This window comes from Pseudarthrobacter sp. C4D7, from assembly GCF_013359725.1.
In the GTDB taxonomy this organism is placed as follows: Bacteria; Actinomycetota; Actinomycetes; order Actinomycetales; family Micrococcaceae; genus Arthrobacter.
Map to the genome: position 1 here is coordinate 281,514 of NZ_JABFMW010000001.1, position 13,266 is coordinate 294,779.

A 13,266-nucleotide genomic window follows, 5' to 3' on the forward strand; every position below is an offset into this window, starting at 1 on the left:
GGGCTTCTTGCGTTACTGGTTACATGAACAATTTGAGAGGCGGGCATTACCGTCCTCCAGCCTTCATCTGTATGCCTTCTGCTGCGCCTTCAGGTCGTAGACGGTCGCACCGTCTATTAGGGTGGATGAAAACCTGGATTTGACCCAGCGAGATATTTCGAGAAGGTCAGAGCTCCGGCCGGGAAGGTCCAAATGGTCCTGGTGCCAGACGAGTAGGCATATCCTTCCCTCTTGGACGAGCAATTGAAATTGCTCCAGTGTCGGTGCAGGGTCTGTGCCGTTGAAACCGCCAAGCGGTAGCACCGCCTTGGAGCTAGCCAGCTGAAGCTTCGCTGCTGATTGTGACGGGTACGTAGCCGCTCCCCAATCGCATGAAGAAGTATCACGAGTTAGCGCAGTCAATGCCGGTGATGGATCAAACCCGAAACCCAGATCGTAGGACCACCCTGCTCCCTTAGCTTCTACATTTGCCAGGAATCGACTAATCGAGGTGCTGCTTTTGGTGAGTGGGCCCGAAACTGGGTTTGAACCTTGGTGAGCCACTGACGTCGTGTACACAGACGTTGCTACGGGACCGGCTATTAAACCGCCAGCCGCACAGGCACACGCGACGACGTTTATCCACTTTGCGGGCGGCCTGATTGCCAGGAGCGCGGCACCCACAAGGCCCAAGACCAGTGACGCACTGATGAAAGCAGCATGCCAGCCTTCGACTCCACTCAGGAGTGCCCACTCCACCAGGGACCCAATTAGTACGCTACATGAGGCTAGGATCCGGCCGAGTGTCCTAGACTTCATAGCCAAGATTGACTCGAGGCCCATGCCAATCATGAGTGCCATGGGAGGGGCCAATGTCGCAGTGTAATACGTGTGAATGCCATCTCCCATGAACGACAGCATGATGTAAGCGGTCAGGAACCAGACCAGAGAGATAACAGCGGTAGCCCGACGTGCCGGAGTGTTGGCCACACCCCGCCATGCGAGCAGCAGCCATACGCACGAGAACAATCCGACGACGAGCAGCCAGCCTATCTCCTGTGAAAAGTTGCCGTTGAGCAACCGCAGAAAACCAGCGTCGCTTTCCGCAGATTTGAAAGCCTCCGGAATCAAACCAACGGTTGGGTCCTTCTGCGTCGGAAAGAGTCGACCTAGGCCGTTATAAGCGAGTGTGAGTTCAACTGCACTGTTATTAGTCGAACCCCCGACAAATGGTCTGCTGTTGGGCGGTATCAGTTCAACTGCTGCTGTCCACAACCCACCAAGAAGCACCAGGGAGACGGCCCCACACGTGTAGGCTCGAAGTTTCTTTGTCCATACACAAGTGGCCGAAACCATGAAGGCTACCCCGAGTGCGGGCACATTAAGGAGTGCCTGGAGCTGCTTAGTCATGAAGGCAAGCCCCAGCAGGGCGCCTGCAAACGCAAAAGGTATACAGTTTCCGGATTCTACCGCCCGTATCACAAAATAGGTCGCCGCGACCATAAGCAGCAACATCAAAGGGTCAGGATTGTTGTATCGGGAGAGAAGGGTGATGATTGGGGTCGTGAAGAATGTCGTTGCTGCCACTAAAGCGGTAACAGCCGAAAAGTTACGGCGGACAATCACGTAGATCAAAAGCGTTGTTGTAACTCCCATGACTGCTTGGGGGATCAGTATGCTTGTGGGCGATAATCCAAACAATCTGGCCGATGCCCCCATTATCCATAAGCTAAGAGGGGGTTTGTCCACCGTGATTGCGTTTCCCCAATCGGACGAGCCAAAGAAAAATGCTTTCCAATTCATTGTCCCGGATTGGACTGCTGCTGAATAAAAAGAGTTGGCCCACCCATTTATGCCGATGTTGGTGAAATAGAGGCCCGTATTCGTGAGGAGCAGTAGAAGAAGAGCAGGTCGCTCCCAAGCCGAGCCTTCCCTGGTGCCTCGAAAGAGTTGCCGTGCAAAGGAAGCCCAACGTTTTGCCCCACTTCTATATTTCGGTCGCGATGACAACTTTTCGCCGTTAGGAACCGAGGTCAAAGATCGTGACGCCATCAACGTTCTGCTCCCTAAAGTTTTCCTGCACCCATCGTGAGATATCAATCGTGTTCTGGCTCAGTTCGCCCCGGTCCAGAAGGTCCTGTTGCCAGATGAAGTAGCCAACTCTTCTTTCAGCCACAAGTGCCTCGAACTGAGCTAGAGTCGGAGCCGGGTCCGTTCCGAGCCAACCGCCCACAGCGATCACAGGCTGGCCTGATTCAAGTTGGTACAGGGCTGCATTCTGGGCTGAGAAAGTGGCTGCGGCCCAGGTGCTTTTGCCTCTGGTCAGGCTAAGCATTTCTGTTATGGATTCAACTGGTGTCGAACCGTAGGCGGTTTGTAGAGCCCAAGCTGGGGATCCGGCCTTTGCCATCAACAGGAGCCGGGACATGGCCATTGGATCGTTGGCTATGGGGCCGGACTGGGGGTTGGTGCCGTTTTGCGTAGTGGAAATGGTGTAGACATCAGCTCCAAAGGGGGGTATCACTAGGGCCGCTGCGACGGCAGTGGAGGCGATTAGTGCTTGTTTTTGGTCTTTACTCACTAACCATCCACCCGCGGCGGCGATCCCCGTTATGACAACGAGCACCCGGAACCACGTTGGCCACTGATCGCTGTAATTGAGAACTCTGACGCACATATACGTGGACGAACCAACAACCAGAGCGCCAATCATCCGAAGGGCGAACCTGTCCCGCTGTTGCCAGAGAACGGCGAGTCCGACTGGAATCACCAGAGCGACCGGCGCGGCTAGTGAGTAGGTGTAGTAGGTGTGGATCATGGATCCCATGAAACAGAGCAAAAGGAACGTGATCGCAAACCAACTGGTGGATACCACGACCAGGCACTTTTGCAGTCGTGCAAGTCTCAAGGTTCGATACAAAACCACCAGTACGATCGTCAAAGCTATTGCCGTGAACGTAAGCCACGCTATCTCAGGGGCGAAGTTGCCATCGAAGATTCGCGTGAAGCCGCCGTTGTAGGGTGCAAGTTCATCCTTCGAAGTAGCTCGATTCCCGCTTATTTGGGTCGGGATGCGAATAAATCTAGCGAGGCCGTTGTAGTCGAGAGTGAGTTCCAGGATGCTGTTCGTTGCTGATCCTCCGACGAATGGTCGATTTGCCGCCGGCGTAAGTTCGACGAGGGCCATCCACCAGCCGCCACTGATGACCAAAGCGACAAACGATCCGACGAGCCGGAGGAGTCGTGATGAGATGGTCCCTGCGCCGAAAATCAGGACCACGAGCACTAGAGCCGGGATGGGGAGAAGTGCTTGGATTTGCTTGGCCATGAAGCCCAGGCCCAGTGATACACCTGCGATCAGGTACCAGTGCCAGAGGTTGCTTTCGACGGCCCGGAGCATGAAATAGACCGCTGCAACAGTCAGCAGCCCCATGAGCGGTTCCGGATTGTTGTACCGGGACATGAGGACGACCACGGGTGTGGTTGCGTAGATAAGGCCGCCCAGAAGTGCCGGTGCAGCGGTGTGGCTTCTGCGGATGATTCTATAAATCAGCCAGGTAGTGGTGACGCCCATGAGCGCCTGGGGGACCAGCAATGCCCAGGAGTTTAGTCCGAATAGTCGGACTGAGAGGGACATGATCCAGATGCTGAGAGGCGGTTTGTCCACCGTAATAAGATTTCCGGCGTCTAGGGAACCGTAAAGAAAGGCCTTCCAGTCTTGTGAGCCGGCTTGTGCAGCCGCCGAATAGTACGGGTTAGCCCACCCGTTGCGGTCCAGCCCCCAAAGGAACATTGCAGCCGTGGCGGTTAGGAGGACGGCAAGCCCAACTTTCTCCCAAGGCCAAGGTCCGCGACCGTCAACGCCTAGTGGGGAAGCCGCGCCGCGGCTCATCTCTGCCACACTCATTGTGCGGATTCCGCAAAGGGCTGCAGCGCAACCAGGCCTGACCGTTGATCATTACCGCGGGCCCGGAAGACCCAGAGGCGCAGCAATACGAACCGCATTAAGGTCGCAAGGACATTGGCGCCTGTTAGCGTCAGTAGTTCCATGCTCGGCAGTGCATCCGGGTTGGCGGCATGGAGGATGAGCAGGGCCGAAGAAGTGATGCCCCATGCGAGCAGGAAGACAATCAGTCCTTGAATCTGCTGGGTTACTAGTCTCGAAGGCCCGATGATCCCGAAAGTGAAGCGCCGGTTCGCTGCGGTGTTGCCAACAGCGGTCAGAAGTAAGGCCAGAAAATTAGCCTCTTGAGAACTGAACGGACCCTGAAGCAACAAATAAAGCACGGCGAACGCCACGGTGGAGGCAATCCCCACAAGCCCGAACCGGAGCACTTGACCAAAGAAGCTTGGACGGCCCAGGGGCACGATCGGTCGACGCCCCAGCTCCGCGTAAAGAGCCTGAACGGGAATCACACCATTTACCAGCGAGCCCGCTACGCGCACCATCCCTCTGAGGTCATCTAGAGCCGTCTGCTTGATGTCCACCCGGCTGTCCGGATCGTCCACCCAGTCGACAGGAATCTCGTGAATGCGAAGCCCTGAACGCTCAGCGATAATCAAAAGCTCCGTGTCAAAAAACCAACCGTTGTCCTCAACGTGGGGAAGCAACCGTTTTGCCACGTCGGTTCGAATGGCTTTGAACCCGCACTGGGCGTCGGAAAACCTGACCTGCATCGTGCGCCGCAGCAGGAAATTGTAGGACCTGGAAATAAACTCCCTTTTGGGACCGCGGCTCACCCTGGAACTCTGGCCCAAACGGGTGCCGATGGAAATATCAGAATGCCCGGACAGCAGGGGGGCCACCAAAGGTGGAAGCGCTGCAAGATCCGTGGAGAGGTCGACGTCCAGGTAGGCCAGCACTTTTGCATCGGAGGCAGACCAGGCGTCCCTTAGCGCGTACCCGCGTCCTTTGACCTCGAGACGCCGATACTCAACGTTTGGCAGGTGCTCGCTAAGTCGAGCGGCAATCACCGGTGTCCGGTCAGTGCTTGCATTATCGGCGATGGTGATTTTCCACGTCGACGGCATTTCATTCGTCAGATATTCGGCGAGCCTTGTGATGCTTCGTTCCAGTACCGCTTCTTCGTTGTAGACCGGTACTACAATTTCGAGCGCCAAGCCCCCATAGCTAGGTGTCATGCATGGATCGTAGGGGCCGCCAAATAGGCGTGGCGAGGGTTTCGAGTAAAGACAGGTAGCAGGCAAAAAAACCAAGTAGTCCCAGTAATGCGCCCAGACCGTCAGCAGGTACTCGACAGGTAGGGCCAGCTGCGGAACGCCGACTACGCAGATCTTGGCAGCACCCATCCTCTACACTTGACCGGTGTCTAGATTATTTGGAACTGATGGTGTCCGGGGGCTGGCCAATGGCCTGCTGACAGCAGAGCTGGCCCTGCAGCTGGCCCAGGCGGCCGCCGTCGTGCTTGGTCACGACCGCAACTCCAACGGCTCCCGGCCCCGCGCTGTGCTGGCCCGGGACCCGCGCGCCAGCGGTGAATTCATCGCCGCTGCCGTGGAAGCCGGGCTCTCCAGCTCCGGCATCGACGTCTATGACGCCGGCGTCCTGCCGACCCCCGCCGCCGCCTACCTGGTCGCGGACCTGGACGCCGACTTCGGCGTCATGATCTCCGCCTCCCACAACCCGGCGCCGGACAACGGCATCAAATTCTTCGCCCGCGGCGGCCAGAAGCTGCCGGACGACGTCGAGGACGCCATCGAGGCCCAGATGACCAAGGAAGCCGTCCGCCCCACCGGGCCCGACGTCGGCCGCATCCAGCGCTTCTCCGACGCAGAGGACCGCTACATCGTCCACCTGCTCCGCACCCTCCCGCACCGCCTGGACGGCCTCACCGTCGTCCTGGACTGCGCCAACGGTGCCGCCAGCGGCTGCTCACCCCAGCTCTTCAAGGACGCCGGCGCCGACGTCATCGTCATCGGCGCCGACCCTGACGGCCTGAACATCAACGACGGCGTGGGCTCCACCCACCTGGGCCCCCTCAAGGAGGCCGTGGTCAAGTACGGCGCGAACCTGGGCATCGCCCACGACGGCGACGCCGACCGCTGCCTGGCCGTGGACCACGAGGGCAACGAGGTGGACGGTGACCAGATCATGGCTATCCTCGCCATCGCGCTCAAGCAGTCCGGCAAGCTCAAGGACGACGTCCTGGTGGCCACCGTCATGAGCAACCTCGGCCTGAAGCTCGCCCTCCGCGACGCCGGCATCACCATTATGGAAACAGCCGTGGGGGACCGGTACGTCCTGGAAGGCATGCGCGACGGCGGCTACAACCTGGGCGGCGAACAGTCCGGCCACGTGATCTTCTCCGACCACGCCACCACCGGCGACGGCCTCCTCACCGGGCTTCAGCTCGCCGCACAGGTGGCCCTGACCGGGAAGCCGCTCAAGGAGCTCGCCACGGTCATGACCAAGCTCCCGCAGGTACTCATCAACGTCAAGGGTGTTGACCGCAGCAGGGTGGGCAGCAGCGAGGTACTGGCCCAGGCCGTGGCGGCAGCGGAAGCCGATCTGGGTGACACCGGACGCGTCCTGCTCCGCCCCTCCGGCACCGAGCCCGTGGTCCGTGTCATGGTGGAGGCGGCGGACGAAGAAACCGCCCAGTCCATCGCCGAACACCTCGCACAGGTGGTCCGGACGGAGCTCGCCCTGGAGCTCGCCTCCAACTAGAAATTAAAGAAATGTGGCCCGCCTCCATCAGGAGACGGGCCACAGTTGTGGGGCGGATACGGGGTCAGATATTCCGGCTCTGGAGGGAGTCACGGATTTCGGTCAGCAGGGCGATCTGCGGGTCCTCGGCAGATTCTTCCTTGACGTCCTGGTTGATGCCGAGACGGCGGTTGCGGCGCTCGATCATGTGGTTCATGGGCATGACCACCACAAAGTAGATGGCGGCGGCAATCAGCAGGAAGTTGACTATCGCGGTTAGCAGGACGCCAAACTCCACGGCGTTGCCGTTGAAGTCCACCTTGGCGAAGCTGTCAAAGTTCGGCGATCCCACAAGCCCTGCAATGAACGGCATGAGCACCTTGTTCACCAGCGCGGTTACAACCGCGCCGAAGGCAGTACCCATGACAACAGCGACGGCAAGGTCGACGACGTTGCCCTTCATAATGAAATTCTTGAATCCTGTCAGCATGGGACCCACGCTAGCCCACGGAGGTACTGCTTCAGATAACGCGGCGGTAAATATTTATCGCGTCTTGGGAACCGGATTGGCGTGCGGAACGTTCAGGAGTAGCCCGGTGCCGCTTCCAGTCCGAAGTATTCCTCCAGCGTCCCGATGCCGCGGTTCAGCATGTCCGTTGCCGCCTCAACCCCTACGTACCGCAGGTGCCACGGCTCGTAGTAGTACCCCGTGATGGGGTGCAGCATCCACTGGTACCGGACCACGAAGCCGAAGCGGTGCCCGTTGGCCTTCACCCAGGTGGCCGCCGGCTGCTCCGCGAAGCACGGCTGGAAGCTGCAGGCGCCCCCGCCATCGCCGATGTCGAACGCCCACCCGGTCTGGTGCTCGGAATGGCCGGGCCGCGCACTGGCGGTGTCGGCGTCGGCCTGTCCACGCGCCGCCACGTACCCGTTGTAGGTGGTCACCTGCGTGTTGTATGAGCGGTAGCCGCTGGCCAGGACCACGGCCACGCCGTCCCGGGCGGCGGCCGCGAACATCTCTTCGGCGGCTGCCGCGGTGGTGCTGTTGAGCAGCGCGGCTTCACCTGCAGCGGAGATAGCGACGGCGGGGCGCACCAGATCGGCCGGCACATAGTCCGCCGGGTTCAGGGCGCGGTGCTTGTTGACGATGACCCAGGGGCCGGCCGGATCATCGAGCGAGAACTGCCGCGCCAAAGCGGCCGACGCCGACGGCGCGGGGGACGGCGCCTCCGGTGACGGGGCCGCCGTGGTGGCGTCCGCCGTCGGGCTTGCTGCCGCAGTGGCGGCTGCGGGGGAGGGGGACGGAGCAGCGGACGACGGCGACACAGGATTGGGTGCCTCCGGTGTGCAGGCTGCCAGGACAGTCAGCCCGGCCCCCGCCGCGAGGAAGCGCGTGAAGCTGCGCCGGCTGGCGGAACCGCATTGGTAGCACACCTGTGCTACACCTTCCGGAGCAGCATGCGGCGGATGGAGTGGTCCGCCTCTTTGGTCAGCACCAGCTGCGCCCGGCCGCGGGTAGGCAGCACGTTCTCCTCCAGGTTGGGTTCGTTGATCCGCTTCCAGATGTCCCGGGCCGTATTCTCGGCTTCCTCATCGGACAGTGTGGCGTACCGGTGGAAGTAGGACTCCGGCTGCGCGAACGCGGTGCTCCGCAGCTTCCGGAACCGGTCCACGTACCACTCTTCAATGTAGGAGGTCTTGGCGTCCACATAGATGGAGAAGTCAAAGAAATCGCTCAGGGCCAGGCCCTGGCGGCCGTCATGCCGGGGACGGGCCGGGGCCAGCACGTTCAGGCCTTCCACGATCAGCACGTCCGGGCGGCGGACCACCACTTCCTTGCCGGGCACAATGTCGTACGTGACGTGGGAGTACCAGGGCGCCCGGACTTCCTCGGCGCCGCCCTTGATTTCACTCACGAAGCGCAGCAGCGCCCGCCGGTCGTAGGACTCAGGGAAGCCCTTCCGGTCCAGCAGCTGCCGGCGCTTGAGCTCGGCCAGGGGGTAGAGGAAGCCGTCAGTGGTGATGAGCTCAACGTTGGGGGTGCCCGGCCAGCGGCGAAGCATCTCGCGCAGCACGCGGGCAATGGTGGACTTGCCGACCGCGACGGAGCCGGCCACGCCGATCACAAACGGGGTGCGCTGCGTCTGTTCACCCAGGAACGTGGTGGTGGCCGCGTGCAGCTGCCCGGCAGCCTCCACGTAGAGGTGCAGCAGCCGGGACAACGGCAGGTAGACGTCCCGGACTTCGTTCATGTCCAGGGGGTCGCCAAGCCCGCGAAGGCGCAGCACGTCCTCTTCGTTAAGGGGCTGTTCCATCTGGGCTGCGAGCCGGGACCAGGTATGCCTGTCCAGCTCCACGAACGGCGAGGCACCCTCCCCGTTCGCTTCATTGCGTTGCGAAGTCACGCTAAAGATTCTGCCCCGCGCCCGGCCCATCGCGAAATGACGCCCCTGCTCAGCGCGGCGGCACCCGCCACGGAGGCTCCACCCGGCAGCCGTCCGGTTTAGAGCAAGGGGCACGCTGCCGATAGTCTTGTGCCTATGTGTGGAATCGTGGGTTACGTAGGCCGTTCGGTTGACGGTGCAATTAATGGTCACAGTGCGTTGGATGTGGTCCTGGAGGGGCTGCGGCGCCTGGAGTACCGCGGTTATGACTCTGCCGGTGTGGCTGTGGTGTCCGGAGGGGCTATCGAGTCGCGGAAGAAGTCCGGGAAGCTGAGCAACCTGATTGGTGAGCTGGAGGCCCGGCCGTTGCCGGAGGCCCTGACCGGTATTGGCCACACGCGGTGGGCCACGCACGGCGGCCCGACGGACCGTAACGCGCACCCGCACCTGGCTGATGGCGGCAAGCTCGCCGTGATCCATAACGGCATTATCGAAAACTTCGCCGAACTCAAGGTCGAGCTGCTGGAAAAGGGTGTGACCTTCCTGTCCGAGACGGACACCGAGGTCGCTGCCGCGCTGCTGGCGGACATCCTGCGCAACCAGTTGGGCGGGGACACCGCCAACGGTGGCCTGACCAAGGCCATGGAGCTGGCCTGCCAGCGCCTTGAGGGTGCTTTCACCCTGCTGGCCGTGCACGCGGACCAGCCCGACGTCGTCGTGGCCGCCCGCCGCAACTCACCGCTGGTGGTGGGCCTGGGCGAGGGCGAGAACTTCCTGGGCTCGGACGTGTCCGGGTTCATCGATTACACCCGCCGCGCGGTGGAGCTGGGCCAGGACCAGATCGTCACGATCACCGCCGACTCCGTGGAAATCACCGATTTCTACGGCAACCCGGCCCAGGGCAAGGAATACCACGTGGACTGGGATCCGGCCTCGGCGGAAAAGGGCGGCTTCTCCTCGTTCATGGAGAAGGAAATCAATGACCAGCCCGACGCCGTCGCCCAGACGCTGCTGGGCCGCTCGGACATCAAGGGCAACCTGACCCTGGATGAGCTGCGGATCGACCCGGAGCTGCTCAAGCAGGTCAACAAGATCATCGTCCTGGCCTGCGGCACCGCCGCGTATGCGGGCATGGTGGCGAAGTACGCGATCGAGAACTGGTGCCGGATCCCCACCGAGGTGGAACTCGCCCACGAGTTCCGTTACCGGGACCCGATCCTGGACGAGAAGACCCTGGTGGTCTCCATCTCCCAGTCAGGGGAGACCATGGACACCCTGATGGCTGTCCGGTACGCCCGGGAACAGGGTGCGAAGACCATCTCGATCTGCAACACCAACGGCTCCACCATCCCGCGTGAGTCCGACGCTGTGCTGTACACGCACGCCGGCCCGGAGATCGCGGTGGCCTCCACCAAGGCGTTCCTGGCCCAGATCACGGCCGCGTACCTGCTGGGCCTGTACCTGGCGCAGCTGCGCGGGAACATCTTCTCGGGCCAGATCAAGGACGTCCTGGCGGACCTGAACAAGATCCCCGCCAAGATCCAGACCATCCTGGACAACGCCGGCCCGCTGCGTGAGCTGGCCCGGTCCATGGCCCAGGAGAAGTCCGTCCTGTTCCTGGGCCGGCACGTGGGCTACCCCGTGGCCCTTGAAGGCGCGCTCAAGCTCAAGGAAATCGCGTACATCCACGCTGAAGGGTTCGCCGCCGGTGAGCTCAAGCACGGCCCGATCGCCCTGATCGATGAAGGCCAGCCGGTGTTCGTGGTGGTCCCGTCCCCGCGCGGACGCGATTCCCTCCACGCCAAGGTGGTTTCCAACATCCAGGAAGTCCGTGCCCGCGGCGCCCGGACCCTGGTCATCGCCGAGGAAGGCGACGAGGCCGTGAAGGCCTACGCCGAGTATGTCTTCTACGTCCCCGAGACCCCCACCCTGCTGATGCCCCTGCTGACCACCGTCCCGCTGCAGATCTTCGCCGCGGAACTCGCAGCAGCCAAGGGCTATGACGTGGACCAGCCCCGCAACCTCGCCAAGAGCGTCACCGTCGAATAAGCGGCACACTGCAGGACACTGAAGCCCCGGGCCCCACGGCCCGGGGCTTTTGCGTTATTGCCTCCGGCCGAACAGGTTTGCGTCACTTTTGTGCCGCCTCGGGTACAGAAGTCCCGGGGTATCGGGGTGCGCTCCGCCCGGCCAGCCTGAAAACCGCGCATTTCCGCTGTTGGCGGACAGCGTGGGTGACCGGCGCGCGGCGGCTTCCCGGCGGGGACCGCAACCGTAGAATTGCACCCATGATCGTTGGCATTGGGGTAGACGTAGTAGACATTGAGCGCTTCGGCCGCCAGCTGGAACGGACGCCGGGCCTGAGGGACCGCCTGTTCGTGCCTGCGGAACGTGAGCTGAACACCCGCTCGCTGGCCGCCCGGTTCGCCGCCAAGGAGGCGGTGGCCAAGGTCCTCGGCGCGCCCGCCGGCATGAACTGGCAGGACTGCTGGATCGGCCTCGACCGGAACGGGCCCACCGTCCAGGTCAAGGGAACCGTCCTTGCCGTTGCCGAAGCCAAGGGCGTCAAGCGCTGGCACCTGTCCATCAGCCACGACGGCGGCATTGCCACCGCCACGGTCGTGGCCGAGGGCTGACCAGGCCTCCGCCGCATGATCAGCGCCTACACCGGAACACAGGTCCGGGCCGCCGAGGAGCCACTCCTGGCGGCCGGGCAGGGGGACGTGCTGATGCAGCGCGCCGCGCACGGGCTGGCCACCGCCGTCGTCAATGAACTCAAGTCCCGTGGCAGGCGCCTGAACGGTTCGCACGTGGTGGTGCTGGCCGGCAAAGGCAACAACGGCGGGGACGGCCTGTTCGCCGGCGCCTTCCTGGCGGCCCGTGGAATGCGGACGACGGCGGTCCTCACCGGAGAGGCGGCCCACCCTGCAGGCCTCGCCGCCTTTGAGCGCGCCGGCGGGCGGGTGCAGCGGCTCACCGGCGACTCCCTTCCGGGACTGGCGGCGGAAGCTGCCGGTGCCGACGTCGTCATCGATGCGCTGCTGGGAACCGGCGCCAGGGGAGGGCTGCGGGGGAGTGCCGCGGACCTGGTCCGGGCTCTGGCTGATGCACACCGCTTTGGGCTTGTGGTGGCCTGCGACCTCCCCAGCGGCGTGGACGCAGATACCGGCGCGGCTGCCTTGCCGGTCCTGCCCGCCGACGTGACCGTCACCTTCGGAGGCGTCAAGAGCGGGCTGCTGGCCGACCCCGGCGCGGACTTCGCCGGCCGCGTGCACGTGGTGCCTATTGGCATCGAGGAACATCTGCCGCAGCCATCCCTGCGCCGGCTCGAAGGAGCTGACATGGCGCACCTCCTGCCGCACCCGGCCCGGCGGGCGCACAAGTACTCCCGCGGTGTCCTGGGCGTGGTGGCAGGCTCGGAAGACTACCCCGGCGCAGCCGTCCTTGCATGCCGCGGAGCGCTTGCCGCCGGCGTCGGCATGGTCAGGTACCTGGGCCCGCCGTCCGTGGCCGGCCTGGTCCGCCAGTTCTGCCCGGAAGTTGTCTGCAGCACCGGAACAGTCGCTGAAAACCGCGTTCAGGCATGGCTGGTGGGCTCGGGCATAGGGCCCCATGACCACGAGCAGCTGACCCGGGCGCGTGACGCTGTCGCATCGGACCTTCCGGTTGTAGCTGATGCCGGCGCGCTGCCGGCCCTGCCGGCCATCCTTGCCCCCCACATGGTGCTGACGCCGCACGCAGGGGAGCTCGCCTCGCTGTTCCACCGCCTGGGCCGCGGGGAAGACCGGGAGGCTGTTGAGGCCGGCACCCTGGCCGCCGTCCGCCATGCCGCCGAGCGCACCGGCGCCACGGTCCTGCTCAAGGGGGCAACGACGCTCGTGGCCGCCCCCTGGGGCACCACCTTCACCCAGGCGGACGGCACGCCCTGGCTCGCCACCGCCGGCAGCGGGGACGTCCTGGCCGGCGTCATCGGTGCGCTGCTCGCGCAGGCGGGGCCCGACGTCGGACGCTTCAGTGAGCTCGGAATCGCTCCGGAGGGGCGGTGGGCCGCCCTCGCCGCGCTGGGTGCTGCGCTGCACGGCCAGGCCGGGAAGGCGGCGTCGGAGGCAGCATCCGGAGGCCCGGTCACCGCAGGACGCGTGGCGGAAGCCATACCCGAAATTTGGGGTAAAGTCAGCATGCTTAGTAACTATGGAGCCTGGAAACGTAATAGTCACAGCCAACCACTACGGTAGG

The 13,266-nt window shown here is 63.1% G+C and carries 10 protein-coding genes; 4 read left to right on the plus strand and 6 right to left on the minus strand.

What is annotated here, in order from left to right; all coding sequences use genetic code 11:
* Window positions 1-63: 63 nt before the first annotated feature.
* The 3 genes from HNO81_RS01415 to HNO81_RS01425 form a co-directional block, all read right to left on the minus strand.
* On the minus strand, window positions 64-1,782 hold the full coding sequence (locus HNO81_RS01415; RefSeq protein ID WP_175316343.1) for a glycosyltransferase family 39 protein: 1,719 nt from the start codon (window positions 1,780-1,782) through the stop codon (window positions 64-66).
* Window positions 1,783-1,999: 217 nt separating this feature from the next.
* Window positions 2,000-3,772 carry a glycosyltransferase family 39 protein gene (locus HNO81_RS01420; protein ID WP_175316445.1) on the minus strand — a complete coding sequence of 591 codons (1,773 nt, stop codon included), beginning with the start codon at window positions 3,770-3,772 and terminating at the stop codon, window positions 2,000-2,002.
* Between the two features lie 110 nt (window positions 3,773-3,882).
* A complete protein-coding gene (locus HNO81_RS01425) occupies window positions 3,883-5,121 on the minus strand; it encodes a bifunctional glycosyltransferase family 2/GtrA family protein (protein WP_175316446.1) in 1,239 nt (412 codons plus the stop codon).
* Between the two features lie 184 nt (window positions 5,122-5,305).
* On the opposite strand from HNO81_RS01425, the gene glmM reads away from it, so the two are divergent.
* Window positions 5,306-6,667, plus strand: a complete 1,362-nt coding sequence (glmM, locus tag HNO81_RS01430; protein ID WP_175316344.1) for a phosphoglucosamine mutase — start codon at window positions 5,306-5,308, stop codon at window positions 6,665-6,667.
* Window positions 6,668-6,731: 64 nt separating this feature from the next.
* Here glmM and mscL read toward each other — a convergent pair whose 3' ends face one another.
* The 3 genes from mscL to coaA all read right to left on the minus strand — a co-directional run bounded on the left by mscL (window position 6,732) and on the right by coaA (window position 9,081).
* A complete protein-coding gene (gene mscL, locus HNO81_RS01435; RefSeq protein WP_141159804.1) occupies window positions 6,732-7,136 on the minus strand; it encodes a large conductance mechanosensitive channel protein MscL in 405 nt (134 codons plus the stop codon).
* Window positions 7,137-7,228: 92 nt separating this feature from the next.
* Window positions 7,229-8,080, minus strand: coding sequence for a M15 family metallopeptidase (locus HNO81_RS01440; RefSeq protein WP_175316345.1), 852 nt, complete (start codon window positions 8,078-8,080; stop codon window positions 7,229-7,231).
* 5 nt (window positions 8,081-8,085) lie between these two features.
* Window positions 8,086-9,081 (minus strand): type I pantothenate kinase, encoded by a 996-nt coding sequence (coaA, locus tag HNO81_RS01445; RefSeq protein WP_175316447.1) that lies wholly within the window; start codon window positions 9,079-9,081, stop codon window positions 8,086-8,088.
* A 105-nt stretch (window positions 9,082-9,186) separates the two neighbouring features.
* Between coaA and glmS the strand changes: the two genes are divergently transcribed.
* The 3 genes from glmS to HNO81_RS01460 all read left to right on the plus strand — a co-directional run bounded on the left by glmS (window position 9,187) and on the right by HNO81_RS01460 (window position 13,265).
* Entirely contained in the window at window positions 9,187-11,079 is a 1,893-nt protein-coding gene (gene glmS / locus HNO81_RS01450; protein ID WP_175316346.1) for a glutamine--fructose-6-phosphate transaminase (isomerizing), read from the plus strand.
* A gap of 239 nt (window positions 11,080-11,318) precedes the next feature.
* Entirely contained in the window at window positions 11,319-11,666 is a 348-nt protein-coding gene (locus tag HNO81_RS01455) for a holo-ACP synthase (RefSeq protein ID WP_175316347.1), read from the plus strand.
* Window positions 11,667-11,681: 15 nt separating this feature from the next.
* Window positions 11,682-13,265 (plus strand): NAD(P)H-hydrate dehydratase, encoded by a 1,584-nt coding sequence (locus HNO81_RS01460; protein ID WP_175316348.1) that lies wholly within the window; start codon window positions 11,682-11,684, stop codon window positions 13,263-13,265.
* Window position 13,266: the final 1 nt, after the last annotated feature.

What these genes read in the sequence shown, in the direction of transcription:
- HNO81_RS01415 (WP_175316343.1), bottom strand. Translation starts at nt 1,782, where the DNA reads ATGAATTGGAAAGCATTTTTCTTTGGCTCGTCCGATTGGGGAAACGCA.
- HNO81_RS01420 (WP_175316445.1), bottom strand. Translation starts at nt 3,772, where the DNA reads ATGTTCCTTTGGGGGCTGGACCGCAACGGGTGGGCTAACCCGTACTAT.
- HNO81_RS01425 (WP_175316446.1), bottom strand. Translation starts at nt 5,121, where the DNA reads ATGACACCTAGCTATGGGGGCTTGGCGCTCGAAATTGTAGTACCGGTC.
- mscL (WP_141159804.1), bottom strand. Translation starts at nt 7,136, where the DNA reads ATGCTGACAGGATTCAAGAATTTCATTATGAAGGGCAACGTCGTCGAC.
- coaA (WP_175316447.1), bottom strand. Translation starts at nt 9,081, where the DNA reads ATGGGCCGGGCGCGGGGCAGAATCTTTAGCGTGACTTCGCAACGCAAT.
- glmS (WP_175316346.1), top strand. Translation starts at nt 9,187, where the DNA reads ATGTGTGGAATCGTGGGTTACGTAGGCCGTTCGGTTGACGGTGCAATT.
- HNO81_RS01455 (WP_175316347.1), top strand. Translation starts at nt 11,319, where the DNA reads ATGATCGTTGGCATTGGGGTAGACGTAGTAGACATTGAGCGCTTCGGC.
- HNO81_RS01460 (WP_175316348.1), top strand. Translation starts at nt 11,682, where the DNA reads ATGATCAGCGCCTACACCGGAACACAGGTCCGGGCCGCCGAGGAGCCA.